The following is a 25,389-nucleotide window of genomic DNA, read 5'->3' on the forward strand; positions in this document are numbered from 1 at the left end:
GGAAGGCAGGAGATCACGACCGGGCCCCCAGGCCGCGGTCAGCGCAGGGGCAATTGTGCCTCGGCCTGCACCGCCCGCAGGGCGCCACCCCCATGCTCGACACGGTCTGTCAGCCAGAGCACCAGAGCCGTCCAGCCCAGACCCAGGCACAGACCCGCCAGCACATCGCTGGCATGGTGCACGGACAGCAACACGCGGCTCAAGCCCGTGCTCAGGGCCAGCAGCACTGCCGCCGCAAAGACCCAGGCCCGCCAGCGCGGCGGCAGTCGACGAGCGACCAACCAGGCCAGCATGCCGAAAATCGCGGCCGTGCCTGCGCTATGACCGCTGGGAAAGCTGAAGCCGGCCTCATGCACCAGACCGTCCAGCGGACGCTCGCGCTGCATGGTTGCCTTGAGGAAGCGCACCCACAGTCCCGTGCCGGCCACGGCGACCACCCAGCCCAGCAGTTGCAGGCCCTGGCGTCGCCACAGCAGCCACAGGCCCACGACCAGGCCCAGCAGCCCCATGACGCGCAAATCCCCGAGCATGGTCCAGCCCCGCACCAGGGGCTGCAGACTGGGCGGCAGGCCTGCGCTCACCGCGTTCTGCAGCTTCAGGTCCAGGGCCATCAGCCCCTGCTGCGGCTGAAGGGACTGTGACTGCTGCACGCCGATGATCAGCAGGGCCAGAGCAATGGCAGCCAGCCCTGCCACCGCCAGCAGCCAGTTGCCGCCAGGCCTGGGATCCGCGCGGCGATCCTGCCACAGCCACGCGGCCCGGCCCTGTGCACGCCAGCGCAGCATGCAGGCCGCAGCCAGCAACAGCAGCAGCAACATCCAGATGGCATGTCCGTCCACCCACTGCACCAGCAAGACCAAGGGTTCCACCACAGCAAGCACGCACGTTCCTTTCTGCATCAAAAAGCGAAAGCCCTGACGGGCCTCCAGAGGCTAACCCGCCAGGGCTTAAGCGAAACTGAAAGTATGGCCGGGCCGGGCAACTGCCGCGGCGCGGCTCACTCTTCGAGCAGGGAGCGCAGCATCCAGGCCGTCTGCTCGTGCACGGCCAGACGCTGGGTCAGCAGATCGGCCGTAGGCTCGTCGCCGGCCTTGTCGGCACGGGGAAACAGCTGGCGAGCCGTGCGCGCCACGGCCTCGTGACCCTGCACCAGGATGCGCACCATCTCCAGGGCCTTGGGCGGCTGGGCCGGTGCGTCGGGCAGGCTGGTGAGCTTGCCGAACTGGGCATAGGAGCCAGGCGCATGGTGGCCCAGTGCGCGGATGCGCTCTGCCACGGGATCGACGGCATTCCACAGCTCGGTGTACTGCGCCATGAACATGGTGTGCAGCGTGTTGAACATGGGTCCGGTGACATTCCAGTGGAAGTTGTGCGTGGTCAGGTACAGCGTATAGGTGTCGGCGAGCAGCGCCGACAGCCCCTTGGCGATGGCGGCGCGGTCCTCGTCGCTGATGCCGATGTGGATGCCGGCGGGCACCTGCGGCGCGCCGTCCGACTTTGTTTTCTGCGATTTGTCCTTGCCTTGCTTGGTCATGCACTCACCTTTCGGGTTTAACGAATCCGGACTCCCACCCTCTTAGCGCCGCTGAAGCCACGCTTACTGCGACAGACGCTGCACTCCCGGCAGCGGGCAGGCGTAGACGGCATTGCGCAATGCGGCAATCGCCTCGTAGCGCGTGAAGCTGCGCCGCCAGGCCAGCACCACACGGCGGGTGGGCGGCGCAATGCCGTCTTCCTCATGAATCGGAAGATAGCGGATATGAGGCTCATCGGCGCGGCGACGGCGCTCAATGGGAGCCAGCGCATCCTCGGGCACGGACAGTCGCGGCACCAGGGTCACGCCCATGCCGGCGGCCACCATGTATTTGATGGTTTCCAGCGAGGAGCCTTCGAAGGTGCGGCGAATGCCCTCGGAGTTGCTGGCATAGCGCGCGAATTCGGGGCAGACCTCGAGCACATGGTCGCGGAAGCAGTGACCCGCGCCCAGCAGCAGCATGGTCTCGTTCTTGAGATCCGTGGTGGACAGGCTCTTCTTCTGCGCCAGCGGGTGGGTGCTGGGCACGGCGGCCATGAAGGGCTCGTCGTAAAGCGGCGCCAGTGCCAGGCCGGTATCCGGGAAGGGCTCGGCCATGATGGCGCAGTCGATCTCGCCGGTGCGCAGCATCTCCAGCAGCTTGACTGTGAAGTTCTCCTGCAGCATCAGCGGCATCTGCGGCGTCATATTGATGGAGTTGCGCACCAGATCGGGAAGCAGATAGGGGCCGATGGTGTAGATCACGCCCAGGGTCAGAACGCCGGACAGCGGGTCCTTGCCGCGCTTGGCGATTTCCTTGATCTCGTTGGCCTGCTCCAGCACGCTTTGCGCCTGGCGCACGATCTCCTCGCCCAGCGAGGTGACCGAGACTTCGCCGGCACTGCGCTCGAAAATCTTGACATCCAGCTCTTCCTCCAGCTTCTTGATCGCCACGGACAGCGTAGGCTGGGACACATAGCAGGCTTCGGCTGCGCGGCCAAAGTGCTTCTCCCGCGCAACGGCCACGATGTACTTCAATTCGGTAAGAGTCATAGAGAGTGGATCTTTCGGATCATCAATAACAGCATTGATTCATCCTGTTTTTGCATTCAATCACATATTACCAAGGCAAAAGATTACATATATTCCTGCAAAAACGTAACTATTTACGTCTACAAACGCAATTTTCAGTACTTCAGGCCTTCAGATACTCGGCCTTGCCACCCAGCCAGCGGCTGACATGGCGTGCCGCCAGTGCAGGAAATTGCTCAAGCATAAGCGGTGCCAACTCGCGCGCCCAGTCCAGCAGCAGCACATCCTGCTCCAGATCGGCAAAGCGCAACATGGGAGCGCCGGACTGCCGCGCGCCGAGGAACTCGCCCGGACCGCGAATCTCCAGATCCCGCCTCGCGATCTCGAAACCGTCATTCGTCTCGGCCATGGCCCGCAGGCGCTCCTTGCCGGTATCGGACAGGCGCCCGTTGTCATTGACCGAATACAGCAGCACGCAGGCCGAAGCCGCGGCGCCGCGCCCCACGCGGCCGCGCAGCTGGTGCAGCTGAGACAGGCCGAAGCGCTCCGAGTGCTCGATGACCATCAGCGAGGCATTGGGCACGTCCACACCGACTTCAATCACGGTGGTGGACACCAGCACACCCATGACGCCGGCCGAAAACAGCTCCATCACAGCCTTTTTCTCGGCCGTGGGCATGCGCGAGTGCAGCAGGCCCACCATGACCCCGGGCAGCGTTTCGCTCAAATATTCGTGGGTCGCCGTGGCATTCGACAGATCCAGCGCTTCGCTCTCCTCGATCAGCGGGCAGACCCAGTAGACCTGGCGCCCGCTGGCGACCTGGGCGCCGATGCGCTCGATCACCTCATCCTTGCGGCTGTCCGAGATCAGCTTGGTGACGATGGGCGTGCGCCCGGGCGGCAGCTCGTCGATGGTGGAGACATCGAGGTCGGCGTAATAGCTCATGGCCAGCGTGCGCGGAATCGGCGTGGCGCTCATCATCAGCAAATGCGGCTCCATGCCCGTGGCTGCGAGCTTTTGCCGCAGCGCCAGACGCTGGGCCACGCCAAAGCGATGCTGCTCGTCGATCACGGCCAGGGCCAGGTTCTTGAACTGGACCTGCTCCTGAATCACGGCATGGGTGCCCACGACCAGCGCCGCCTCGCCGCTTTCCACCAGCGCCAGCATCGCGGCACGCTCCTTCTTTTTCTGGGCACCCGCCAGCCAGGCGACCTTTTTGCCCAGCGGCGCCAGAATCGGCTCCAGCCAGCCGACCAGCTTGCCAAAATGCTGCTCGGCCAGAATCTCGGTGGGCGCCATCAATGCGCACTGCCAGCCGGCCTCGATACAGGCCACGGCAGACAAGGCCGCCACCACCGTCTTGCCAGAGCCCACATCGCCCTGCAGCAAACGGTGCATGGGAATGCGGCGCTCCATATCGGCCCGAATCTCGCCCACCACGCGCTGCTGCGCCCCCGTCAGGCCAAACGGCAGCTGCGCTAGAAACTGCTGGGTCAGATCCGCCATCCCGGCCTGCGGCCTGAGCACGGGCGCGCGCAAGCGGGCGCGCTCGCGCTTGGCCTCGTACTGGGACAGTTGCTGGGCCAGCAGCTCTTCGGCCTTGAGCCTTTGCCAGGCAGGATGGGAATGGTCCTCCAGCGTGACCAGTGCCACATCGGGCGTTGGGTGATGCAGAAAAGTGAGCGCATTGCGCAAGTCATATGCGGGCTGAAGCCCATCCTGACCATAGAACTGCGCAATGGGAGGCGACTGCTCCGGAGGCAAGGTCTCGGACAGGTCGGCACGCAGCAGCGCCGAAGCAATGGCCCGGCGCAGATAGGCCTGGGGCAGGCTTGCGCTGGCGGGATAGACCGGAGTCAGCGCCGTGGGCAGCTCTCCGCCTGCCACCCGGAACGCGGGGTGCATCATCTGCCGTCCCCAGAAACCGCCCTTGACTTCGCCGCGGATGCGCAGGCGCGCGCCCGGCGCCATGGTCTTTTGCTGCGACGGGTAGAAACTGAAGAAGGTCAGCACACAGGTGCTGCTGCCATCATCCACGGTGACCTTGAGCATGCGTCGCGGACGCAGTTGCACCTCGCTGTGCGTGACCGTGGCTTCGATCTGCACCGTCTCGCCATCGCGCGCGTTCTTCAGCGGCACGATGCGGGTTTCGTCCTCATAGCGCAGCGGCAGGTGCAGAGCCAGGTCGATATCGCGTGTCAGCCCCATCTTCAATAGGGCCTGCTGCGCAGGGCTGAGGGTCTTTTTGGGAGCGGCATCCCGATCCGTGCCCGCCTTTTTTTCACGAGTGCCAGCGCGAGTGCCAGCGCGCTTGGCAGCAGACTTAGGCTCGGCAACAGGCTTTTTTGACACAGACAAATAGGACTCCTTGGCTACACTCCCCGTAACAGGGAAAGCAATGTATTTATATACAGCATATTCAGGTTTGCAAACAACTGCCCGCCAGCGCAAGAAATGCAAAATCGCTACCATTCCCAGCTTGTTACTTTGTGTTTCAGTAGAATTCCATGTTGAAGCGAGTTGATGTCGAGCACCTCCGCCCAGGAATGTTCGTGCACGAGTTCTGTGGCTCGTGGATGGAACATCCCTTTTTGCGTGCCAGCCTCCTGCTCGAACAGCCCAGGGACCTGGAACGCCTGCTTGCCACCACCATCCGCCAGGTGTGGATAGACACCGGCAGAGGCGCCGACATCGCTCCCGACATCACGCCGGCCGAGGTCTGCGAGGCGCCAGACGATGAAGCGGCGCCGAGCTCGCCTGCACGGCTCACCAGAACCAGCGTGGAGTTGCAGCAGGCCCGCCAGATCATCGGGCAGGCGCGCGATGTGCTGAAGACCATGTTCAGGGACGTTCGCCTGGGCCGTCCGCTGGACCTGCCAGCCTCAGGCCAACTGGTCGACGAGATGGCGGAGTCGATCAAGCGCAACCCCCATGCTCTGATCAGCCTGGCGCGCCTGAAAACTGCGGACAACTACTCCTATATGCACAGCATCGCGGTATGCGCCCTGATGATAGGTCTGGCGCGCCGCATGGGCCTGGACGAACACCAGGTGCATCTGGCGGGCGTCGCGGGCCTGCTGCACGACATCGGCAAGAGCAAAGTGCCTCTGGACGTGCTCAACAAGCCAGGGGCGCTGGATGCCGAGGAATGGGTCATCATGAGGTCCCACCCTCGCTGGGGCTACGAACTCCTGCTGCCTCAGGGTCTGGATGATGCCGTCACCGATGCCTGCCTGCATCACCACGAAAAAGTCGACGGCACGGGCTATCCCGACGGCCTGAAGCAGGACGACATCAGTCTGATGGCGCGCATGACGGCCGTCTGCGATGTCTATGACGCGATCACCTCGGATCGCCCCTACAAGCAGGGCTGGCACCCGGCCATCGCGCTGCAGCGCATGGCGCAATGGGCGCCCCACCACTTCGACAAGGCCATCTTCGAGCAGTTTGTCCAGACAGTGGGCATCTACCCGCTGGGCTCGCTGGTGCGGCTGCAGTCTCAGCATCTTGCCGTGGTGCTGGATGTCTCGCCGAACTGCCTGCTGACTCCGAAGGTACGGCGCTTTTACTGCCTCAGCCAGCAGCGCCGCATCACGCCCGAGATTCTCGACCTGGCCTGCCCACATGCCAACGACAGCATTGTCGGGCGCGAAGACCCTGCCGACTGGCCCTTCAGGAATCTCAACGAGCTCTGGAACCCAGCTGCTGCTCAGCCCTGAAGCCGGCAGCCCTAATGGCGATTTGCGACAATCGCCCACTTGTTTGATTGAACTTGGAACGGGCCTCGTACGGCCCTCAAGCACCGCATGTCTTCCAGCACCCGTGAATTCACACTCAGCGATTTCGACTTCGACCTGCCCGAATCCCTGATTGCCCAGCATCCCACCGCCGTTCGCAGCGCCTCGCGCCTGCTTGATGGCCGCAGCCTTCCCGCCACCGACCGCATCTTCCGCGAACTGCCCGATCTGCTGCAGCCCGGCGACCTGCTGGTCTTCAACGACACCAAGGTCATCAAGGCACGCGTCTTCGGCGAAAAAGCCAGCGGCGGCAAGATCGAACTGCTGGTCGAGCGCGTGCTGCAGAACAACGAAGTCGTGGCCCACATGCGCGTGAGCAAGAAGCCCTTGCCCGGTGCCAAGATCCATCTTTGCGGCGGCCTCAGGAATGGCGGTTTCGAAGCCACGCTGCTGGGCCGCTGGCCGGACGAGAACGGGCCGCTGTTCCATCTTTCCTTCAAGGGCAGCCAGGGCGAGTCGCCCTATGAATTGCTGGAGCAGTTCGGCCACCTGCCGCTGCCACCCTATATCGAGCGCCAGCAGAACGCCGAGCATGATCCTGATGAAAAGGAAGACAGCGAGCGCTACCAGACCGTGTTCGCTGCCCACCCCGGCGCCGTGGCCGCACCCACCGCAGCCCTGCATTTCGATGAGACGGTGCTCGCCGCCCTGCAAGCCAAGGGCGTGGAGCGCGCCAGCGTCACCCTGCATGTGGGTGCCGGTACCTTCCAGCCCGTGAAGACCGAAAACCTTGCCGACCACACCATGCACAGCGAGTGGTACGACATTCCCCTGCCCACATTGGCCGCCATGGAGCGCTGCCGCCAGCGCGGCGGTCGCATCATTGCCGTGGGAACCACCACGGTGCGCACGCTGGAGTCCTGGGCCAAGTACGGCAATATCACCGGCGACACCAGCATCTTCATCACCCCGGGCTTTCAGTACCAGGTGGTGGACATGCTGATCACCAACTTCCATCTGCCCAAAAGCACGCTGATGATGCTGGTCAGCGCCTTTGCGGGCTACGAGCACATCATGGCCATGTACCAGCATGCGATTGCCCAGCACTACCGCTTCTTCAGCTATGGCGACTCCATGCTGCTGGAGCGCCAGCGCTGATCTGCAACATATTGGAGCCGCTGCGACGGATCCTGGCATAAGGCGTTACAGAAACACTGGGTCCAATCTTTTCTTAGTGGTAGATTTCATCGTTTTGTCAAAGTGCTTATTTATTTAGTCATTTAAAAAAATCAATGGAAGTTCAAACCCCACAAGATGAAGAGTTGGATCTGCTGGATCTGTTGGTCACTCTCGCGGAAAACTGGAAGATTCTGATTTTCGGTCCGCTGCTGGCGGGCATCGCAGCCTACGGCATCGGTCTGGTGATCCCCAAGACCTACGAAAGCAGCGCATCGGTTCAGGTGGAGCGTGCCGGCTCCAGCTTTACCGCCCCATGGCCGCCAGCCTGGCCATGTCCGCAGACGTGCTGCACCAGATTGCTCCCGTGGCGGGCCTGGACGATGGCCTGACCAAGGAAGAGATCTATAAAAAGCTCAGCAAGCGCATCACGGTCAATGTCGGCAAGCAGGACAAGCTGCTGAATATTGCAACACAGGCCAAGTCGCCCGAAGCGGCTCAAAAGCTCAACCAGGCACTGCTGGACACCCTGTTTCCCCTGAGCAAGCCACGCGGTCTGGAAAAAAAGCAGCTCGAAGTGCAACTGGCTTCCGAGAAGACACGCCTGGAGGAGTCGCTCAAGCTTGAGCATGAAACTTCCGCCAATCTCTCCTCCGGCAAAAGTGTCACCGAAGCCACCAGCCGCCTCTATGGCGAACTGCTGACCGCCAACAGCAACCGCCAGAAGGGGATTCTGGACATGGAGCGTCGCCTCGGCGGTCTGGACAACGACGACGTGATCCAGATGCCAACCCTGCCCGAGCGCTCCATCAAGCCCAAGAAGCCCATGCTGGCCATTGGTGCGGCCGTGGGCACCGGTTTCCTGCTGCTGCTGTTTGTCTTCATCCGGCAGGCGCTTCGCACCGCCAAAGAGTCCTCGCCCGAGCAGGCCGAGAAAATTGCGCGTATTCGTAACGCCATTCCCTGGTAAGCCCCCACCGCCCCCCCTGCCCGCACCCGAGACAGTGCGGGCATTTTTTTGGGCGCCGCAACGCAGGCCGGACGCCTCACCCCCCTAGAATTTCTCGCTTCTTTGTCGCAAATCGCAACGGACATGCTACCCCGCTGGCTCTCTCCCACACTTTCCACGTCAGCGCAGTCTGCCATTCGCGGTGTTCTGCTCACCATATTCGCCTGTGCGCTGTTTGCAGTTCTGGATAGCGCCACCAAGTTCAGCGGCAAGCTGCTGCCGGTGCTCATGGTGCTGTGGCTGCGCTTCATGGCCCAGGCCTTTGTCACCAGCTTGCTGGTTTTGCCCCGGCATGGCCTGTCGGCACTGAAAACCCGGAACCTGAAGTTTCAGCTGCTGCGCGCGATCTCAGGGCTGTTGACCACGGTCTGCGCCTTTTTCTGCATACAGAACATGCCCCTGGCCAATTTCACGGCCATCTGGTCTGCAGCCCCGCTGTTCATCGTGGTCGCATCGGCACTCTTCTTCAAGGAACAGGTCAGCCCTGCACGCTGGTCACTGCTGGTGATCGGTCTGCTGGCCGTGATTGCCATTGTGCGGCCGGAAAATGACGGCCAGGCCCTGGGTCTGGCCGCCCTGTGGCCCGTGGGTCTGCTGATATCCGGCACCACCTACCAGGTACTGGGAAGCCGTCTGTCGCGCCTGGACTCGCCTCCGACCACCCAGCTTTACTCCACCTGGCTGCCGATACTGCTGACCACGCCGCTGGTCGGCCTGGTATGGCAGCCCATCGATCACTGGCAGATCTACGCGGCAGCGGCCGTGATGGGGCTTTGCAGCGGCATCGGCCACCTGATGCTGCTGCAGGCATACACCCACGCCACGCCTGCGACTGTCGCCCCGTTTCTCTACAGCCAGATCGGCTTCGCCATGCTGATGGGCTGGCTGTTTTTTGGACAGCTTCCCGACAGCACATCGCTGATCGGCATGGCGGTGGTGACGCTCAGCGGCCTGATGGGTGTCTGGCTGGGTATCCGGGAAAAACGCTGAGCCCCCCGCTGAGCGAGCCTCTCAATAGCCGTGCCTGAGCCTGAATTCCCTGGCCTTGCCGAAGTGTCCGTTACCGATAAAGGGCACGGGCGGCCTCAGGGCCGATAGCGGCGAAGGGTGGTTGCTCATCAGCACCAGATGGCCTCTATCCTGGGGAATGAACACCCGCTTGGACTGGGCGTGCGAGCCCCAGAGCATGAAGACCGTGGGCCGCCCCTGCTCGGCCACTTGGCGAATGATGGCGTCGGTCAGCTCTTCCCAGCCCTTTTTGGCATGGCTTGCGGCCTGCCCCTCTTCCACCGTCAGACTGGTGTTGAGCAGCAGTACGCCGTGCTGGGCCCAGCCCACCAGACTGCCGCCGGGCTGGGGAAAAGCCGGAAACGGCGTCCCCAGTTCGCGCTGCATTTCCTTGAAGATGTTCTGCAGCGAGGGCGGAACACGCACCCCCGGGGCGACCGAGAATGCCAGCCCCTCGGCCTGCCCGCGGCCGTGATAGGGGTCCTGCCCTAGGATCACGACCCGCACATCCTGCGATGCGGTCAGCTCCAGCGCCCTCAGAGGCTTGGGGGGAAAGATCACCGCACCGGCATCCAGCCTTTGCTGCAGGAACTGCAGCAGCTTCTGGCCGGTATTTCCCGCAAAAAAGGTGTCGACAACGGTTTGCCAACCTGACGAGACTGGCCAGTCCTGCGGATCTGCACTCGTCAACTGGGTAGGCGCTGCGGTGTTAGCAACTGTGCTCTGGCTGGTGAGGTTCATGCCTTGATTTTCTCAACTTCCACGACCGTCCCGAAGGAGTTCCTGCAGGCTTGGCTGCTATCGGGGACCCAAAATACCTGATTTCAGTGAGTGACACATTCTGACATTTTGCAAAAAATCGACTCCAACACAGCTGACCGCTCGGCAGCTCGGGCTCACAGGGAGTTTTCATGCACACGTCTTCTGCCAGTCACTTGCCAGTCTCTGCCGCGCAGGCCTTCTTCTCCTGTGCCCGCCCGGCCTTCAGCCTCAACCCCCAGGGTTTCAGGTTTGCCGGCTGGGAGTTGCGCCTGCGCACGCGCAGCCTGATCAGCGCCACCGGGCACGAAGTGGGGCTCACAAAGAGCGAGTTCGCACTGCTGCTGGCCCTGCTCAAGCGCCCCAAGCAAATCATGAGCCGTGAACAGATCATGGACATGACGCAGGCCGAAGACACGGTCTTCGACCGTGCCATCGACGTACAGATGCTGCGCCTGCGCCGCAAGGTCGAAACGTCGGGTCGCTCGCCCACGCTGCTCAAGACCAAGCGCGGCGCCGGCTATTTTCTGGATGCCGACGTGCAGGTGCTGCGCTGAACCTGCGCAGCCGCCTGCCGCTTACTGAAACAGCTGGGCCAGGGCCTCACCCGGCTCGCGGGCACGCATAAAGGCCTCTCCCACCAGGAAGGCATCAACGCCTGCCTCACGCAGGGTCTTCACGTCGTCCCGGCTCAGGATGCCGGACTCGGTCACCAGCAGGCGATCGGCGGGCACATCCTTCTTGAGCACAATCGTGGTCTGGATATCGACCTCGAAGCTGCGCAGATTGCGGTTGTTGATGCCCACCAGCGGCGTCTTGAGCTTGAGTGCACGCTGCAGTTCCTCGGCGTCATGCACTTCCACCAGCACATCCATGTCCAGACTGTGCGCAATCTGCTCCATCTCGGTCATCTGCGCATCGTCCAGGCAGGCGGCGATCAAGAGCACGCAGTCGGCGCCCATCACCCGCGATTCGTAGATCTGATAGGGGTCAACCATGAAGTCCTTGCGCAGCACCGGCAGCAGCGTGCTCGCGCGGGCCTGCTTGAGATAGTCTGGTTGCCCCTGGAAGAACTGGCGATCGGTCAGCACCGACAGGCAGGCAGCACTGATCTTGCCGTCGCCCACCATATAGCTCTGGGCGATATCGGCAGGATCGAAATCGGCCCGAATCACGCCCTTGCTGGGGCTGGCCTTCTTGACTTCGGCGATCACGCCGGCCTGTCCCTTGGCGATCTTGGCACGGATGGCGCCTACGAAATCGCGCGTGGAGACACGGCTTTCCGCATCGCGGCGCATCTCGGCAAACGGCACGGCCTTCTTGGCAGCGGCAACTTCCTGGACCTTGACGTCGCAGATTTTCTTCAGAATGTCAGACATGGTTTTCCTTGTTGGTGGCGGCATCTGCCGGGACGCGCAATACCTTCATGATGACGCGGTGCATGCCTATGCCCACCACGATGAACAGCAGGCAGACGCCCAGCACGACCCAGGTGCCGGCATCGCTCCAGATGGGCGCATCCAGCAGGCTCATGCTGCTGCCTGGCCGAGCTTTTGCGAATAGGCCACCAGCTCCTGGAGCTTGGCCAGTGCCGCGCCGCTATCGATGGCCTTCTGCGCACGCTCTAGGCCCTCTTCGATCGAGCCGGCCACATTGGCCGCATACAGGGCAGCGCCGGAGTTGAGACAGACGATATCGCGTGCCGGGCCTTGGTCCCCCTGCAGCACGCCCATCAGCATGGCCTTGGACTCTTCGGGGTTCTCGACCTTGAGCGAGCGCGTACCCGCCATGCGCAGGCCAAAGTCCTCGGGATGGACTTCATATTCGCGCACCACGCCGTCCTTGAGCTCGCCGACCAGCGTGCCCGCGCCCAGGCTGATCTCATCCAGACCATCGCGGCCGTAGACGACCAGCGCATGCTCGGCGCCCAGGCGCTGCAGGGCACGCACCTGAATGCCGACCAGGTCTTCGTGGAACACGCCCATCAGGATATTGGGCGCGGATGCCGGGTTGGTAAGCGGGCCCAGGATGTTGAAGATGGTGCGCACGCCCAGTTCCTTGCGCACGGGGGCCACGTTCTTCATGGCCGGATGATGGTTGGGCGCAAACATGAAGCCTATGCCCACATCGCGTATGCAATCGGCTATTCGTGACGGGTTGAGGTTGATGTTGACGCCCAGCGCCTCCATGGCATCGGCGCTGCCCGACTTGCTGCTGACGCTGCGCCCGCCATGCTTGCTCACCTTGCCGCCCGCCGCCGCAATCACAAAGATAGAGCAGGTGGAGATGTTGAAAGTGTTGGCGCCATCGCCGCCGGTGCCGACGATATCGACCAGATTCCTCTTGTCGTGCACGTTCACCTTGTTGGAGAACTCGCGCATCACCTCGGCCGCAGCCGAGATCTCGCCAATGGTTTCCTTCTTCACGCGCAGGCCGGTGATGATGGAGGCCGTCATCACCGGCGAGAGCTCGCCGCGCATGATCATGCGCATCAGATGCAGCATTTCGTCATGGAAGATTTCACGATGCTCGATGGTTCGCTGCAGCGCTTCCTGGGGAGTGATCATTGCAATACCTCACTATGCTTTTAGGAGCTGCTTGCGCATACCAAAACTTGATTTCCTATTGTTTTTATTCTGAAATCAAGCAGTGACAAGCGCTGGCAGCTATCAATAAATCAGCGGTTATTTCTGCTCGAGAAAGTTCTTCAGCATGGCATGGCCATGCTCGGTCAGAATGCTCTCGGGGTGGAACTGCACGCCCTCGATGGCCAGTTCGCGATGGCGCACCCCCTGGATTTCACCATCTTCGCTGGTCGCCGTGATTTCAAGGCACTCGGGCAGCGTGTTCCGGTCTATGACCAGAGAGTGATAGCGGTTGACCGTGAACTGTCTGGGCAGGTCGGCAAACACGCCCATCTGGTCGGTGCTGATCACGCTGGTCTTGCCATGCATCTGCTGGCCAGCCCGGATGATGTCGCCGCCAAAGGCCGCGCCAATGCTCTGGTGCCCCAGGCAGACACCCAGAATCGGCAGCTTGCCCGCGAAATGCTTGATCGCCGCCACCGAGATGCCCGCCTCGTTGGGCGAGCAGGGGCCGGGCGAGATCACCAACCGCTCGATGCCTTCGCGCGCGATCAGCGCCTCGACTTCGGCCACCGTGGTTTCGTCATTGCGCACCACGGTCACCTGCGCGCCCAGCTCGCCAAAGTACTGGACGATGTTGTAGGTAAAGCTGTCGTAGTTATCGACCATCAGCAGTTTCATGGTCTTACTCCCCTGATTTCTTGGGTTCACGCAGACGCGCAAATTCCTGGTGTTCGTAGTCGATGCAGGCTTCCATCAGCGCACGATAGACGGTCTCCATCACATCGGGCTGGCCGCCCTCCTGCGCCGTGCGCTCACGCACGCGGCTGACGATGGCTTCGATGCGCGCCTCATCGCGCACCTGGCTTGCATCACCCTTGATGCGCGCTGCCTGCTGCATATAGCCGATGCGCGTGACCAGCAGCGGCACCAGCACATCGTCGAGCGCATTCACGTTGCGGCGCACATCTTCCATGGTGGTGCAGTGCTGCACCTTCTCAATGGAACGATTCATTGCATTTCTCCATCGCGTGGCAGGTCAGTCACTGCACTTGAAACTGTTGCATCGCCTTGCAGGAGAGGGCCAGCAAGGGCCGCCCCGCAGCGTGGGCTGCCCCAGCAAAGGCCGTCGTCCCCCTTCAAGGGAGAAGGTGCGCAGCGCCTCAGGGAGTAGTCGTTTTTCATTCCAGACCTTCCTCAACCAGTTCTGCGGCGCGCAGCAGGGCGCGGGCCTTGTGCTCGGTCTCTCTCCATTCCAGCTCGGGCACGGAGTCGGCCACCACGCCGGCAGCGGCCTGCACATAGAGCACGTTGTCCTTGATGACGCCGGTACGGATCGCAATCGCCAGATCCATGTCGCCGGCAAAGCTCAGATAGCCGCAGGCACCGCCGTAGATGCCGCGCTTGCTGGGTTCGAGCCGGTCGATGACTTCCATGGCATGCACCTTGGGAGCCCCCGTCAATGTGCCGGCGGGGAAGGTGGCCTTGAAGACATCCATATTGTCCATGCCATCCTGCAAGATGCCTTCCACATTGCTCACGATATGCATGACATGGCTGTAGCGCTCCACGGCAAAGGCCTCGGTCACCTTGACGCTGCCGGTCCTGGCAATGCGGCCGATATCGTTGCGTGCCAGATCGATCAGCATCACATGCTCGGCACGCTCCTTGGGGTCGGCGATCAGTTCCTGCTCGGTGGCCTTGTCGGCCTCCACCGTATTGCCGCGCGGACGGGTGCCGGCCAGGGGGCGAATCGTGACCTTCTGGCCGTCGGGCGTGCGCTCCTGGCGCACCAGAATCTCCGGGCTGGCCCCCACCACATGGAAATCTCCGAAATGGTAGAAGTACATATAGGGGCTGGGGTTGAGCGAGCGCAGCGCGCGGTACAGCGACAGCGGCGAGGCCGTGAAACGCTTGTGAATGCGCTGGCCTACCTGCACCTGCATGAAGTCGCCCGCCGCAATCAGCTCCTTGGCCTTTTGCACGGCGTCCAGATAGTCCTGCTTGTCGAAGCTGCGCTCTGCGGGATAGCTCTCGCCGGCACGGATCTGCGGCGCGCTGACCGAATAGCGCAGCTGGTCCTTGAGCTGGCGCAGGCGCTTCTTGGCGCGGGTATAGGCTTCGGCCTCGCCGGGGTTGGCGTAGACGATGAGGTAGAGCTTGCCCGAGAGGTTGTCGATGACGGCGACCTCTTCGCACTGCAGCAGCATGATGTCGGGCGTGCCCAGGCTGTCGGGCGGACAGCTGTTCTCCAGCTTTTTCTCGATATAGCGCACGGCGTCATAGCCGAAATAGCCGGCCAGACCGCCGCAAAAACGCGGCATGCCCGGCGTGACGGCCACCTTGAAGCGCTGCTGATAGGCCGCGATGAAGTCCAGCGGATTGCCGCCGGCAGTCTCCACCACCTTGCCATCGGTCACGACCTCGGTCCTGGCCTGGTCACCGAAGCCCGAGGCGCGCACAAAGCTGCGTGCTGGCAGGCCGATGAAGCTGTAGCGGCCGAAGCGCTCGCCGCCGACGACGGATTCCAGCAGAAAGCTGTACTTGCCGTCGCCATTGGCATGGGCAAGCTTGAGATAGAGGGACAGCGGAGTTTCGAGGTCGGCAAAGGCCTCGATCAGCAGCGGGATGCGGTTATAGCCTTGGGCCGCAAGCGATTTGAATTCCAGTTCCGTGATCACGGGAGAAGCTCCGGGAGTCATGGCGCATGGTGCATCTGCACAAGTTTGATTGCGAAGCAGATGACGCGTTTGAAGAGAGGATGCGCCGGTTCATTCCAATTGGCCCGAAGTATGCAACGCATGGGGCCGCGGGGTGCACGCCGGGCTCGTGCCGGGTGCTTCAGCAGTTCAGATGTGCAGGCTTACGCCAGGGCCAGGCTCCCCGGTCTCCACAACCTGCATTGAACGTGCGATGAATGAACATGATGCGGACAGTGTAGCGCATAGCGCCGACGCGCAAACAATGGCGCTTCTATGCCATGCAATGACTTCCATGCTGGGGACAGTCCTTATTGCGATGAAATCTGGCAGACACAAATATGCACGACCGTTCGCAATTCAAGGCCACCTGCAGAGCGGCCAGGAACAACCAACACGAGGAGACATTCATGCCCAGCTTACGTTGGCCACAGGCTTTGCTGCTGGCTGCAGCGCTTGCCAGCTTTGCCCTCCATGCTCAGGAGCGCCCGACTGAACCCGTCAAGCTGCATGGTGTGAACTACGCACCCAGCTTGCAGTCCCAGGGCACGAAGCTGGAGCTCAACGGCGCGGGCACCCGCTACAAGGCCGTTTTCAAGGTCTATACCGCCGGTCTGTATCTGGAAAAGCCGGCGCGCAGCCTGCAGGAAATTGCGGCCCTGCCCGGTCCCAAGCGCATCAGCGTGACCATGCTGCGCGATATCGACTCGGCCGAGCTGGGCAAGCTGTTCTCACGCGGCATGGAAGACAATATGGAGCGGGCAGCCTTCTCCAAGCTGATTCCAGGGGTGATGCGCATGAGCGAGATCTTCACCCAGCACAAAAAGCTGCTTGCAGGCGAGACCTTCATGGTGGACTGGCTGCCCGGCCAGGGCACCATCGTGACCGTCAAGGGCCAGCCACAGGGCGAGGCCTTCAAGGAGCCCGAATTCTTCAACGCCCTGCTGGGCATCTGGCTGGGCCCCAGGCCCGCCGATCAGCAGCTCAAGAAAGCGCTGCTGGGCGAGGCCGGCTGACTCACTTGAGCAGCTCGCGGTAATAGTTGGGCAGCGCAAACAGCGCACCGTGCACCTGTTCGTTGTAATACTGCAGATCCCGCACCTTGCGCTGCCTGAGGCGTTCGGCCAGCTGCTGCGCCTTCGGCTCCAGCGGATCGAGCTCATCGGAGGCCACGGCCAGCCCCCAGTAAGCACCGTAAAGCGGAATGTAGAGGCCGTAGCAGCGCACCACGGCAAACTGCTGACGCAGGCTGCGCACCAGTTCAGCCACCTGCGGGCCGTGGAAGACGGGACTGCCCAGATGCAGCACCAGCGCGCCACCCGGCGCCAGCACACGCTTCATGCATGCCAGCGAGTCAGGCGCATACAGAGCGCTGGCCGGGGTGTCTGGATCGGTCAGATCCATCAGCGCCAGATCGAAGCGCTCATCGGTTGCCTCCATCAGGGCCAGACCGTCGCCTATGCAGACCTCGACACGGACATCATCGAGCGCGCCGCGATGCACGGCTTGCAGATGCTGACGCGAGAACTGCACCACGGCCTCGTCCAGCTCGGCCAGCACCACGCGCTCGATGCTCGGATGCTTGAGCAGCTCCTCCGCGGCCCCGCCATCGCCGCCTCCCAGAATCAAGGCCTTGCGCGGCGCGGGGTGGGCCATGGCGGCCGGATGCACCAGCGCCTCGTGATAGAAAAACTCCTCGCCCTCGGAGGTCATGAAGCAATCATCCAGACGCAGCACCTTGCCGAACTGCGGCGTCTGCAATAGATCCAGCTTCTGATACGGGGTCTGCTGCGTCTGCAGCGCCGTGGCGCGGTAACCAAAGCGCGCATGGGGCGTGAGCTGCTCCATGGCCCAGCCGGATTCGGGCCCGGGTGCAGGGTCCACGTCGTGGTCGGCCGGCTGCGCCATGCCGATGTCGCCGCGCATCAATTGCTGGCGCAACACCTTTCGGGGCGCGAAAGCGTCGATCACGCCTTCCATCAGCCTGCGGGCCTTGCCCGAGTTGTCGGCGGAAAAATTGCACACATAGACGTCGATGGTGACACTGCCCGTCTCGGGCCAGGTATGTATGGCCAGATGGGACTCCGCCAGCAGCACCGTACCCGTCACCCCGCCGGGCTGGCCTTCATAGGGCGGGAACTTCACCCAGGTGTCATCCACCAGGGTCAGCCCCGAGGCCGCAGTCTGTTCGCGGCAAAGCCCGGCGATGGCATCGGCATCGAGCATGTAGCGCTCGCAGCCTGCGCATTGGTAAAGGTCGGCAGTCAGGTGCAGTCCGTGCATGTGGCGTGAGTCCCCCTTCGTTCTCTGCCGGCTGCAAGGCGATGCACGAGCCGGCATTGGTTCAAACAAAGCCAATGACTCTAGCAAATATGCTTATCCGCACTCTTTCTTGCCAGATATGCAGACCAACAGACAGCATCACACTGCAAGTTGCGCCAGGGAATCCAGGTGGGCCCTGGCCTCGACCGCCGTGATGGGCTCGCCGTGGTTGTAGCCATAGGTCATCAGCACCACGGGGCAGCCTGCGGCATGGGCGGCCTGGGCATCGTTGCTGGAGTCACCCACCATCAGCGTGCGCGCAGGTTCGCTGCCCAGAGCCTTGCAGGTCTCGACCAGCGGCATGGGGTCGGGCTTTTTGCGCGCGAAGGAGTCGCCGCCGAACACGCAGTCGAAGAAGCCGTCCAGCCCCTTGGCGGCCAGCAGGGGCTGGGCAAAGGACAAAGGCTTGTTGGTCAGACAGGCCATGCGCAGCCCCAGGGACTGGAGTGCCTGCAGACCTTCGGCCACGCCCGGATAGACATCGGCAAACTGGCCGTTGATGGCCAGGTAATGGTGCTCATAACGCTGCCAGGCCCGGGGATACAGGGCATCGATGTCCGGCGCCTGCACATGCGCCAGCACGGAGCGGATCAGATGCTCGCTGCCCTTTCCCACCATGTTCTCGATGATCTGCGGCTTGATGGCCGGCAATTGCAGATCGGTCAGCATGCGGTTGAGCGCTTCGGCAAAGTCACCCAGCGTGTTCACCATGGTGCCATCGAGGTCGACCATGACGGCATCCAGTTCCAGGGCGGCTGCGGGAGCAGGCAGATTCAGCTTCATACAACTATCAATTCAATAGCTGCATGCGCTTTTCAATATTGGGCTTGCAGCCAAAAACACTAAAACTTTCATACCCCGACTCCAAAAACCGCGCTCGTGTATCGAGCGCAGCCAAAGTCAGGGCAGGAAACCAGGCCTGGGCGGCCTCGCCGCCTCGGTGCGAAGGAGCTGCGGGTCGCAGCGCCTTAAGCGGGAGTCAGGCCAGATTCTTGCGCATGGTGTCGATGACCGCCTTGTAATCCGGCTTGCCGAAGATGGCGCTGCCAGCCACAAAGGTATCGGCACCGGCATCGGCCACGGCGCGGATATTGGCTTCCTTGATGCCGCCATCCACTTCCAGGCGGATATCCTTGCCACTGGCTTCGATACGCTTGCGAGCGGCTTCCACCTTACGCAGCGTGCTATCAATAAAGCTCTGGCCGCCGAAGCCGGGGTTCACGCTCATCAAGAGGATCAGGTCGATGTCCTCGATCACCCAGTCCAGCACGTCCAGCGGCGTGGCAGGGTTGAACACCAGACCGGCCTTGCAGCCATGGCTTTTGATGTTCTGGATGCTGCGGTGCACATGCTGCGACGCATCGGGGTGGAAGCTGATGTAGTCCGCACCTGCCTTGGCAAAGGCCGTGGCGAGATCGTCCACGGGCTGCACCATCAGATGCACGTCGATGGGCACAGGCTTGCCATCGGGTGTCACCGAATGAGGCTTCAAAGCCTGACAGATCATGGGGCCGAAGGTCAGATTCGGCACGTAATGGTTGTCCATCACGTCAAAGTGGATCCAGTCGGCGCCGGCCGCAATGACATTACGCACTTCTTCACCCAGACGGGCGAAGTCGGCTGACAGGATGGAGGGGGCAATACGGTAGGTGGGGCTCATGGATTGCCATTGTCGCAGTTACCATTAGCTCATGCCGATGAATGAGTTTCTGGTCCAAGTCCAGCCCGCCTACCTGCCCGAGCAATCCGCCCCGGCCGCCGGCGTCTATGTGTTTTCCTACACCATTACCGTCACCAACACGGGTGAGGTGCCGGCGCAGCTGATTGCGCGGCACTGGATCATCACCAACGAGCTGGGCCATGTCGAAGAGGTCAAAGGCCTGGGCGTGGTGGGCCGGCAGCCGTTGCTGCAGCCTGGTGAGTCCTTCGAGTACAGCAGCGGCTGCCAGCTGCGTACGCCCACGGGCACCATGCGGGGAAGCTATCTCTGCGTGAATCACGAGGGCGAGACCTTCGAATGCGAGATTCCGCTCTTCGTATTGCAGATGAACGAGTCCGGCGACCCCATGCCCATGCCCGAGAAGCGCGTTCTGCACTGAGGCCTGCCCCACATTTGCATGAAGAAAAGCACTCTTGATCTGCCCGGCCTGCTGGCCTCCCTGGACCCCGATGCAGGCCTTGCACAACGCCATTTGTGGCTGATTTATCTGGCTGAATGGATTCGCGCGGCCGAGCCCTCTGTCGAAGGCGCCGTGCAGCGCGTGAAACAGGTCGTGGAGGCCTTCGAGGCCGACCCCGAAGCCCTGGCCCGGCTGCGCCGCTGGAGCCAGACGCTGATGGAGACGGTGGACATCACCGCCCTGCTGGCCGATTTCGGCTTTGCCCCGCGCACTGCCATGGCCAGCGAAGTGGCCGAGCGCCTGCGCTACAAGCTGCTGCCCAGCACGCCCGAGACCGAGGACGCCTCCGAGCTGTTCATGCTGGTCTTTCCCGACCGCTTCGACGCCCGCTGGCTGCATGCGCTGGACAGCCAGCTCATGGCCCGCATCACCACCTTGCTGACCCCGCAGCAGCAGGACGAAGGCGTGAGCTTCTGGGAGCGCAATCTGCTGGACGCCATCACCTATTGCGCGGGCCAGATTCTCTCCACGGGGTTTGCCCCCGAGCTGCGTCTGCGCATGAGCGAGCAGGCACGCGAGGAAAAGCCGTTTCATGCGCTGATCCACGATGTGGAAAACCTGCGCGTGGAAGTCATGCTGCCGCTGCGCACCACCGACAGGCGCGACGCCGCTGCAGCGCAGTTGCGCGAGCGGCTTGAGGCTTGCCGCGCCGCCGTATCGTCGGTGTACTCCTATGTCGAGGCCGAAGGCATTTCCGTCGGACTGATCTTCCGCCTGCGCCAGGTGCGTGCGCGCATTCTGCGCATTCGCCGCCTGCTCGATTGCCTGCTGGCCGAAGACCGCGCCTACGAGACGTCAGAGCTGCTGTCCAACCTGGTGGCCGTGGGCATAGAGCGGCGCAGCGTGCGCGCGCTGATGTCCACCAACTCATCCCTGCTGGCCGCCAAGGTGGCCGAGCGCAGCGCCGAAACCGGCGAGCACTACATCACCCGTGACGGCAGTGAGTACCGCAAGATGGTGGCCAAGGCCGCGGGCGGCGGCCTGGTGATGGCCTTCACCACGCTGGCCAAGTTTGCGCTGTATGCGCTGGGCCTGTCGGTCTTCTGGGCGGGACTGGCTGCGGGCTTCAACTACGCCATCAGCTTTGTGCTGATCCAGATGCTGCATTTCACGGTGGCCACCAAGCAGCCGGCCATGACGGCGCCGGCCATGGCGGCCAAGCTCAAGGACATTCAAAGCGATGACTCCATCCTGGAGTTCGTCGACGAAGTCGCCCATCTGGTGCGCTCCCAGGTGGCCGCCATTCTGGGCAACGTGCTCATCGTCTTCCCCGGGGCACTGCTGCTGTCGCTGGGCTATGCCTATCTGGTCGGTCATCAGGCGCTCAGCACCCCGCATGCGCGCCAGGTGCTGGACTCGCTGAGCCTGCTGGGGCCGTCCGTGCTCTTCGCCGCCTTTACCGGCGTGCTGCTGTTTGTCAGCAGCCTGATTGCCGGCGGTGCCGAAAACTGGTTTGTGCTGCGCAATATCGACTCGGTGATTCGCTACAACCCTGGCATCACCCGCTTTCTGGGCACGGCTCGCGCAGATCGCTGGGCGCGCTTCCTGCGCAAGAATGTCTCCAGCCTGGCATCCAATATCTCGCTGGGTTTCATGCTGGGGCTGGTGCCTGCATTTGCGGCCTTTTTCGGTCTGGGACTGGAAGTGCGCCACGTCACCCTGTCCACGGGCCAGATCGGCGTGGCCGTGGCATCGCTGGGCTGGGAGGTGCTGCATGACGACCTGCTGTGGTGGGCCGTGGCCATGCTGCCCTTCAATGCGGCGCTGAACGTGGGGGTGAGCTTTTACCTGGCCTTCCGCGTCGCACTGCGTGCCCACAACGTCAGCGGCGTGGACCGCTCGCGCATCTACAAGGCCATACGCCAGCGCTTCTGGCGCAGGCCGCTGAGCTTTTTCTGGCCTTGACCTTCAACCGCCGCTGACCAGCGGCCCACCAGGCCGCAGCATTGCGGGCGGCCAGAGACCTCATGGGTGAATTCGATCTGATCCGCCGCTATTTCCAGCGCCCCGTGCGTCGCGCCGCCCTTGGCGTGGGCGACGATTGCGCGCTGCTGGCCCCGGCCCCCGGCATGCAGCTGGCCATCTCCAGCGACATGCTGGTCGAGGGCCGCCACTTCTTTGCCGATGTGAACCCGCGCCTGCTGGGCCACAAGGCTCTGGCCGTGAACCTCAGCGATCTGGCCGCCAGCGGTGCCAGGCCTCTGGCGTTCACGCTGGCCCTGTCCCTGCCCGGTGCCGACGAAGACTGGATCAGCGAATTTGCGGCCGGCCTGCTGACCCTGGCCGATGCCCATGACTGCGAACTCATCGGAGGCGACACCACGGGCGGCCCGCTCAATATCTGCATCACCGTGTTCGGCGAAGTCCCTGCCGGCCAGGCCTTGCTGCGCAGCGGCGCCAGGGCCGGGGATGAGATCTGGGTCAGCGGCACTCTGGGCGATGCTCGCCTGGCACTGGAGGCCATGCTGGGCCGCGTGCAATTGCCTGCCGAGCTGCTGCTGCAGGCCCGCCAGCGGCTGGAAGCACCGACGCCGCGTGTGGCCCTGGGCCTGGCGCTGCGCGGCCTTGCCAGCAGCGCGCTGGATGTCAGCGACGGCCTGCTCGGCGATCTCGGCCATATTCTGGAGCTGTCAAGCGTCGGCGCCACGGTAGACAGCCGCTGCGTCACGCCCCTGATGGCAGCTGCCGCCTACGCGTCAGGCAGTGCATGGCAACTGGATGCAAGACTGCAGCAGCAATGCACGCTGGCCGGCGGCGATGACTACGAGCTGTGCTTTACCGCCCCCGCCGCCCGGCATGCCGACGTGCTGGCAGCAGGCGCTGCCAGCGGCACGCCGGTGCATCGCATAGGCCGTATCGATGCCGAGCCAGGCCTGCGCGTGATCGGTGCGGACGGTGCGCTGCTGCAAAACCGCTGGAAGTCCTTCGACCACTTCGGCGGATGAACGCAAGGAGCGCGGTCCGGACGCAAGAGGCGCCAGCAAAGGGATAGGAAACCGCCTGGGTTAAGCTCAAACCCTTAGGACTTACGCAAACAGGAATGCATCAGGGGCCGGCCTGCTGAGGCAGTCGTCTTACCTGAGTCCGTTTTGCACAAGTCATGTCCCTGTCCACTGCCCACAAGAGCTGCCAATGCGTTCAAACCGTCTTCTGCCTGTGTCCATGGTCTGTGTCGCAGCTGCTTTGCCCGGGCTCGCCCTGGCCGACGCCGGCAGCCTCAGTGTCTCGGGCAATCGCGCGCCCATCACCGAAGTCACGCTCTATCCCGGCATCGCTGCCGTACAGCGCGAGGCACGCATCGAAGCCCAGACCCGCCTGCTCAGCTTTGAATGCCTGCCCGCCAGCGTGGACACGCAAAGCCTGCAGATCAGCGGCGACGAAGGCGTGCGCGTGGGAGAGATCAAGACCCTGATGCAGTCCAGGCAGATGGCTGCCAAGGAATGCACCAGCCCGCTGGATCAGCAGATTCGCAGCCTTGAGGATCAGCTCGCGAACATCGAGGCCGAAGAAAGCGCCGCCAGGCTGGTGGGCGACTTTCTGCAGGGCATGAGCAAGCCTGGCGACGAAGCCAGAATCAGCCCCGCGCAGATCGCAGGCACCAGCCAGGTACTGCGCCAGACCAGCCGCGACAACAGCCTGCGGGCCCACCAGATTCAGCGCCAGAAACAGGACCTGCTGGCACAGCTGCAGCCTCTGCGCCAGGAGCGCGACCGCACGGGCTCCGAGCAGTCTCAGGTCATGAAAGTCAGCGTGCAGCTGGCCAGCGCACGCGCGGCCAATGTGCGCCTGAGCTATCAGGTGCGCGGCCCCAGCTGGCAGCCCAGCTACCGTGCACAGCTGAACACCGCCAGACAGCAGGTGCAGCTGGAGCGCCAGGCCCTGGTCGTGCAGGCCAGTGGCGAAGACTGGAGCAATGTGCGCCTGCGCCTGTCCACCGGCCAGCCCGGCCGCAGCACCCAGGGAGTCATGCCACGCCCCTGGACGGTGGATATCGCTCAGCCACTGCCCCCCGCCGCACCGGCACCCGCCCCCGTCGCCATGATGGCGCGCGGCGGAGCCAGGGCGATGCGCGAAGAGGCAGCGGCACCGGACTTGCCGGTGCTCGATGTCTCCAGCATCAACACGGCCTACAGCACGCAATTCATCGTGCCGTACAAGATCAGCGTGCCCTCCAGCGCCGAGCGCATCACGCTGTCGCTAGGTCAGGAAAATCTGGCCACCAGCTTGCTGACCCGCACCGCGCCGGCCATGGAAGAGGCGGCCTATCTGATTGCCACGCTGCAGGCTCCGCCAGGCATCTGGCCGGCAGGCCCGGTGGCGCTGCTGCGCGACGAGGCACTGGTTGGCAATGGCAGACTGGACTTTGGCAACGCCCAGGCGCTGGCGCAAGGACTGTCTTTTGGCCGCGATGACAACGTGGTGGTGCGCCGCCTGCCTGCGCAAAGCCATACCGGCAGCGGCGGCTGGGCCGGCAGCAAGACCGAGCGCAGCATCGTGCGCAACTATGCCGTGGAAAACCGCCACAACCAGCCCATTGCGCTCCAGGTGCTGGACTCGGCTCCTGTTTCGCGCAATGAGCAGATCAAGGTGCAGTCGCAGTACAACCCGCAGCCCGCCACCACCAGCTGGAATGCGCAAAACGGCATGGTTGCCTGGGAGCAGAATCTGGCCGCCCGCAGCACGGCCCAGTTCCAGGCCACGCACCAGATCCGCTTTCCCGAAAACCAGCCCATCACCGGCCTGCAATAAGCCTGCGCTTATCATCACGCTATGACGGACGATTCATCAAACAGCGCCGCAGCGCATGTGGGTATTGCGCAAGCAGCTATCAATAACAAAGCACGCCCCAGCATGAGTGCGGCGGGAATCGCCCACCCCAGCGTGAAGTTCATGCTGCAACACCCGGCCCATCTGATTGCTCTGGGCTTTGGCTCCGGCCTGCCCCGCGTCGCGCCCGGCACGGTGGGCAGCCTGTGGGCCTGGCTGGCCTATCTGGTGCTGGCACTGTGGCTGAGCCCGGCACAGATCGGCTGGCTGATTGCCGCCAGCATTCCCGTAGGCTGGTGGGCCTGCACCGTCACCGCAAAGCATATGCGCGTGGCCGACCCCGGCCATATCGTCTGGGACGAAGTGGTCGCCATGTGGATTGTTCTGTGGCTGTGCATGCCCATGGGCTTCTGGGGGCAGCTGACCTGCTTTGCGATGTTCCGCTTTTTCGATGCCGTCAAGCCCCAGCCCGTCAAATGGGCGGACCGCCTGTTCAAAGGCTTCGGCCTGCGCGGCGGCTGGGGAATCATGTGGGATGACCTGGTAGCCGCTTTCTGCACCCTGTTGGTGGTCGCCCTTTGGCGACATTTCTTCTGACGGT

The 25,389-nt window shown here is 63.1% G+C and carries 26 protein-coding genes; 12 read left to right on the plus strand and 14 right to left on the minus strand.

The features are described 5' to 3' along the window. Positions 1 to 38 precede the first annotated feature (38 nt). The 4 genes from FSY59_RS14815 to recG all read right to left on the minus strand — a co-directional run bounded on the left by FSY59_RS14815 (position 39) and on the right by recG (position 4,904). Positions 39 to 881, minus strand: coding sequence for a phosphatase PAP2 family protein (locus FSY59_RS14815; protein WP_255439468.1), 843 nt, complete (start codon positions 879 to 881; stop codon positions 39 to 41). Positions 882 to 997: 116 nt separating this feature from the next. Continuing rightward, positions 998 to 1,534 carry a Dps family protein gene (locus FSY59_RS14820; RefSeq protein ID WP_003050469.1) on the minus strand — a complete coding sequence of 179 codons (537 nt, stop codon included), beginning with the start codon at positions 1,532 to 1,534 and terminating at the stop codon, positions 998 to 1,000. Between the two features lie 63 nt (positions 1,535 to 1,597). Beyond that, positions 1,598 to 2,566 carry a LysR substrate-binding domain-containing protein gene (locus tag FSY59_RS14825; RefSeq protein ID WP_003050465.1) on the minus strand — a complete coding sequence of 323 codons (969 nt, stop codon included), beginning with the start codon at positions 2,564 to 2,566 and terminating at the stop codon, positions 1,598 to 1,600. A gap of 142 nt (positions 2,567 to 2,708) precedes the next feature. Continuing rightward, on the minus strand, positions 2,709 to 4,904 hold the full coding sequence (recG, locus tag FSY59_RS14830) for an ATP-dependent DNA helicase RecG (RefSeq protein ID WP_003050461.1): 2,196 nt from the start codon (positions 4,902 to 4,904) through the stop codon (positions 2,709 to 2,711). Between the two features lie 149 nt (positions 4,905 to 5,053). On the opposite strand from recG, the gene FSY59_RS14835 reads away from it, so the two are divergent. The 5 genes from FSY59_RS14835 to FSY59_RS14850 all read left to right on the plus strand — a co-directional run bounded on the left by FSY59_RS14835 (position 5,054) and on the right by FSY59_RS14850 (position 9,458). Next, the gene (locus FSY59_RS14835) at positions 5,054 to 6,265 is read left to right on the plus strand and encodes an HD-GYP domain-containing protein (protein ID WP_034399661.1); all 1,212 of its coding nucleotides are present in this window, start codon (positions 5,054 to 5,056) and stop codon (positions 6,263 to 6,265) included. An 87-nt stretch (positions 6,266 to 6,352) separates the two neighbouring features. Further along, positions 6,353 to 7,441 carry a tRNA preQ1(34) S-adenosylmethionine ribosyltransferase-isomerase QueA gene (gene queA / locus FSY59_RS14840; protein ID WP_148729216.1) on the plus strand — a complete coding sequence of 363 codons (1,089 nt, stop codon included), beginning with the start codon at positions 6,353 to 6,355 and terminating at the stop codon, positions 7,439 to 7,441. A 134-nt stretch (positions 7,442 to 7,575) separates the two neighbouring features. After that, complete coding sequence (locus tag FSY59_RS27690) at positions 7,576 to 7,851, plus strand: Wzz/FepE/Etk N-terminal domain-containing protein (protein WP_255439470.1); 276 nt, start codon at positions 7,576 to 7,578, stop codon at positions 7,849 to 7,851. After that, positions 7,794 to 8,429, plus strand: coding sequence for a lipopolysaccharide biosynthesis protein (locus tag FSY59_RS14845; RefSeq protein WP_255439472.1), 636 nt, complete (start codon positions 7,794 to 7,796; stop codon positions 8,427 to 8,429). The genes FSY59_RS27690 and FSY59_RS14845 overlap by 58 nt, the downstream gene beginning before the upstream one ends. Positions 8,430 to 8,531: 102 nt before the next feature. Then, positions 8,532 to 9,458 (plus strand): DMT family transporter, encoded by a 927-nt coding sequence (locus tag FSY59_RS14850; protein WP_255439473.1) that lies wholly within the window; start codon positions 8,532 to 8,534, stop codon positions 9,456 to 9,458. A 21-nt stretch (positions 9,459 to 9,479) separates the two neighbouring features. Here FSY59_RS14850 and FSY59_RS14855 read toward each other — a convergent pair whose 3' ends face one another. After that, on the minus strand, positions 9,480 to 10,217 hold the full coding sequence (locus FSY59_RS14855) for a uracil-DNA glycosylase (protein ID WP_003050446.1): 738 nt from the start codon (positions 10,215 to 10,217) through the stop codon (positions 9,480 to 9,482). Between the two features lie 170 nt (positions 10,218 to 10,387). Here FSY59_RS14855 and FSY59_RS14860 point away from each other — a divergent pair, with 170 nt between their 5' ends. Continuing rightward, a complete protein-coding gene (locus FSY59_RS14860) occupies positions 10,388 to 10,792 on the plus strand; it encodes a winged helix-turn-helix domain-containing protein (protein ID WP_003050444.1) in 405 nt (134 codons plus the stop codon). A gap of 21 nt (positions 10,793 to 10,813) precedes the next feature. Here FSY59_RS14860 and trpC read toward each other — a convergent pair whose 3' ends face one another. The 6 genes from trpC to trpE form a co-directional block, all read right to left on the minus strand. Beyond that, complete coding sequence (trpC, locus tag FSY59_RS14865) at positions 10,814 to 11,614, minus strand: indole-3-glycerol phosphate synthase TrpC (protein ID WP_003050441.1); 801 nt, start codon at positions 11,612 to 11,614, stop codon at positions 10,814 to 10,816. Continuing rightward, positions 11,607 to 11,768 (minus strand): hypothetical protein, encoded by a 162-nt coding sequence (locus tag FSY59_RS27375; protein ID WP_003050438.1) that lies wholly within the window; start codon positions 11,766 to 11,768, stop codon positions 11,607 to 11,609. The genes trpC and FSY59_RS27375 overlap by 8 nt, the downstream gene beginning before the upstream one ends. Beyond that, positions 11,765 to 12,808: an anthranilate phosphoribosyltransferase gene (gene trpD, locus FSY59_RS14870; protein ID WP_144244974.1), complete on the minus strand. Its 1,044-nt coding sequence runs from the start codon at positions 12,806 to 12,808 to the stop codon at positions 11,765 to 11,767. The genes FSY59_RS27375 and trpD overlap by 4 nt, the downstream gene beginning before the upstream one ends. 111 nt (positions 12,809 to 12,919) lie before the next feature. Beyond that, positions 12,920 to 13,501 (minus strand): aminodeoxychorismate/anthranilate synthase component II, encoded by a 582-nt coding sequence (locus FSY59_RS14875; protein WP_050872520.1) that lies wholly within the window; start codon positions 13,499 to 13,501, stop codon positions 12,920 to 12,922. Between the two features lie 4 nt (positions 13,502 to 13,505). Next, positions 13,506 to 13,835: a chorismate mutase gene (locus tag FSY59_RS14880; RefSeq protein ID WP_003060763.1), complete on the minus strand. Its 330-nt coding sequence runs from the start codon at positions 13,833 to 13,835 to the stop codon at positions 13,506 to 13,508. Positions 13,836 to 14,001: 166 nt separating this feature from the next. After that, a complete protein-coding gene (gene trpE / locus FSY59_RS14885) occupies positions 14,002 to 15,501 on the minus strand; it encodes an anthranilate synthase component I (protein WP_012840114.1) in 1,500 nt (499 codons plus the stop codon). A gap of 428 nt (positions 15,502 to 15,929) precedes the next feature. Here trpE and FSY59_RS14890 point away from each other — a divergent pair, with 428 nt between their 5' ends. Continuing rightward, entirely contained in the window at positions 15,930 to 16,535 is a 606-nt protein-coding gene (locus FSY59_RS14890) for a chalcone isomerase family protein (protein ID WP_148729217.1), read from the plus strand. A 1-nt stretch (position 16,536) separates the two neighbouring features. Here the strand turns inward: FSY59_RS14890 and speE are convergent, their stop codons facing one another. From speE to rpe, 3 genes are all read right to left on the minus strand, one after another. After that, complete coding sequence (speE, locus tag FSY59_RS14895) at positions 16,537 to 17,802, minus strand: polyamine aminopropyltransferase (protein WP_148729218.1); 1,266 nt, start codon at positions 17,800 to 17,802, stop codon at positions 16,537 to 16,539. Between the two features lie 138 nt (positions 17,803 to 17,940). Then, positions 17,941 to 18,624, minus strand: coding sequence for a phosphoglycolate phosphatase (gph, locus tag FSY59_RS14900; RefSeq protein ID WP_050872516.1), 684 nt, complete (start codon positions 18,622 to 18,624; stop codon positions 17,941 to 17,943). A gap of 196 nt (positions 18,625 to 18,820) precedes the next feature. Further along, positions 18,821 to 19,501: a ribulose-phosphate 3-epimerase gene (rpe, locus tag FSY59_RS14905; protein WP_050872514.1), complete on the minus strand. Its 681-nt coding sequence runs from the start codon at positions 19,499 to 19,501 to the stop codon at positions 18,821 to 18,823. A 31-nt stretch (positions 19,502 to 19,532) separates the two neighbouring features. Here rpe and apaG point away from each other — a divergent pair, with 31 nt between their 5' ends. From apaG to FSY59_RS14930, 5 genes are all read left to right on the plus strand, one after another. Then, a complete protein-coding gene (gene apaG, locus FSY59_RS14910) occupies positions 19,533 to 19,940 on the plus strand; it encodes a Co2+/Mg2+ efflux protein ApaG (RefSeq protein WP_019043152.1) in 408 nt (135 codons plus the stop codon). Between the two features lie 18 nt (positions 19,941 to 19,958). Then, a complete protein-coding gene (locus FSY59_RS14915) occupies positions 19,959 to 21,926 on the plus strand; it encodes a site-specific recombinase (RefSeq protein ID WP_043375583.1) in 1,968 nt (655 codons plus the stop codon). 62 nt (positions 21,927 to 21,988) lie between these two features. Further along, positions 21,989 to 22,966 (plus strand): thiamine-phosphate kinase, encoded by a 978-nt coding sequence (gene thiL, locus FSY59_RS14920; protein ID WP_148729219.1) that lies wholly within the window; start codon positions 21,989 to 21,991, stop codon positions 22,964 to 22,966. Positions 22,967 to 23,153: 187 nt separating this feature from the next. Then, entirely contained in the window at positions 23,154 to 24,770 is a 1,617-nt protein-coding gene (locus FSY59_RS14925) for a mucoidy inhibitor MuiA family protein (RefSeq protein ID WP_148729220.1), read from the plus strand. Between the two features lie 21 nt (positions 24,771 to 24,791). After that, positions 24,792 to 25,385 (plus strand): phosphatidylglycerophosphatase A, encoded by a 594-nt coding sequence (locus tag FSY59_RS14930; protein ID WP_148729221.1) that lies wholly within the window; start codon positions 24,792 to 24,794, stop codon positions 25,383 to 25,385. Positions 25,386 to 25,389: the final 4 nt, after the last annotated feature.

The organism is Comamonas sp. Z3, assembly GCF_008121565.1.
GTDB classification, from domain to species: domain Bacteria; phylum Pseudomonadota; class Gammaproteobacteria; order Burkholderiales; family Burkholderiaceae_C; genus Comamonas; species Comamonas brasiliensis.

Bases quoted from the DNA above. Each gene is read 5' to 3' on its own strand.
- FSY59_RS14820 (WP_003050469.1), bottom strand. From the start codon at position 1,534: ATGACCAAGCAAGGCAAGGACAAATCGCAGAAAACAAAGTCGGACGGC.
- FSY59_RS14825 (WP_003050465.1), bottom strand. From the start codon at position 2,566: ATGACTCTTACCGAATTGAAGTACATCGTGGCCGTTGCGCGGGAGAAG.
- FSY59_RS14835 (WP_034399661.1), top strand. From the start codon at position 5,054: ATGTTGAAGCGAGTTGATGTCGAGCACCTCCGCCCAGGAATGTTCGTG.
- queA (WP_148729216.1), top strand. From the start codon at position 6,353: ATGTCTTCCAGCACCCGTGAATTCACACTCAGCGATTTCGACTTCGAC.
- FSY59_RS27690 (WP_255439470.1), top strand. From the start codon at position 7,576: ATGGAAGTTCAAACCCCACAAGATGAAGAGTTGGATCTGCTGGATCTG.
- FSY59_RS14845 (WP_255439472.1), top strand. From the start codon at position 7,794: ATGTCCGCAGACGTGCTGCACCAGATTGCTCCCGTGGCGGGCCTGGAC.
- FSY59_RS14855 (WP_003050446.1), bottom strand. From the start codon at position 10,217: ATGAACCTCACCAGCCAGAGCACAGTTGCTAACACCGCAGCGCCTACC.
- FSY59_RS14860 (WP_003050444.1), top strand. From the start codon at position 10,388: ATGCACACGTCTTCTGCCAGTCACTTGCCAGTCTCTGCCGCGCAGGCC.
- trpC (WP_003050441.1), bottom strand. From the start codon at position 11,614: ATGTCTGACATTCTGAAGAAAATCTGCGACGTCAAGGTCCAGGAAGTT.
- FSY59_RS27375 (WP_003050438.1), bottom strand. From the start codon at position 11,768: ATGAGCCTGCTGGATGCGCCCATCTGGAGCGATGCCGGCACCTGGGTC.
- FSY59_RS14875 (WP_050872520.1), bottom strand. From the start codon at position 13,501: ATGAAACTGCTGATGGTCGATAACTACGACAGCTTTACCTACAACATC.
- FSY59_RS14880 (WP_003060763.1), bottom strand. From the start codon at position 13,835: ATGAATCGTTCCATTGAGAAGGTGCAGCACTGCACCACCATGGAAGAT.
- FSY59_RS14890 (WP_148729217.1), top strand. From the start codon at position 15,930: ATGCCCAGCTTACGTTGGCCACAGGCTTTGCTGCTGGCTGCAGCGCTT.
- speE (WP_148729218.1), bottom strand. From the start codon at position 17,802: ATGCACGGACTGCACCTGACTGCCGACCTTTACCAATGCGCAGGCTGC.
- gph (WP_050872516.1), bottom strand. From the start codon at position 18,624: ATGAAGCTGAATCTGCCTGCTCCCGCAGCCGCCCTGGAACTGGATGCC.
- rpe (WP_050872514.1), bottom strand. From the start codon at position 19,501: ATGAGCCCCACCTACCGTATTGCCCCCTCCATCCTGTCAGCCGACTTC.
- apaG (WP_019043152.1), top strand. From the start codon at position 19,533: ATGCCGATGAATGAGTTTCTGGTCCAAGTCCAGCCCGCCTACCTGCCC.
- FSY59_RS14915 (WP_043375583.1), top strand. From the start codon at position 19,959: ATGAAGAAAAGCACTCTTGATCTGCCCGGCCTGCTGGCCTCCCTGGAC.
- thiL (WP_148729219.1), top strand. From the start codon at position 21,989: ATGGGTGAATTCGATCTGATCCGCCGCTATTTCCAGCGCCCCGTGCGT.
- FSY59_RS14925 (WP_148729220.1), top strand. From the start codon at position 23,154: ATGCGTTCAAACCGTCTTCTGCCTGTGTCCATGGTCTGTGTCGCAGCT.
- FSY59_RS14930 (WP_148729221.1), top strand. From the start codon at position 24,792: ATGACGGACGATTCATCAAACAGCGCCGCAGCGCATGTGGGTATTGCG.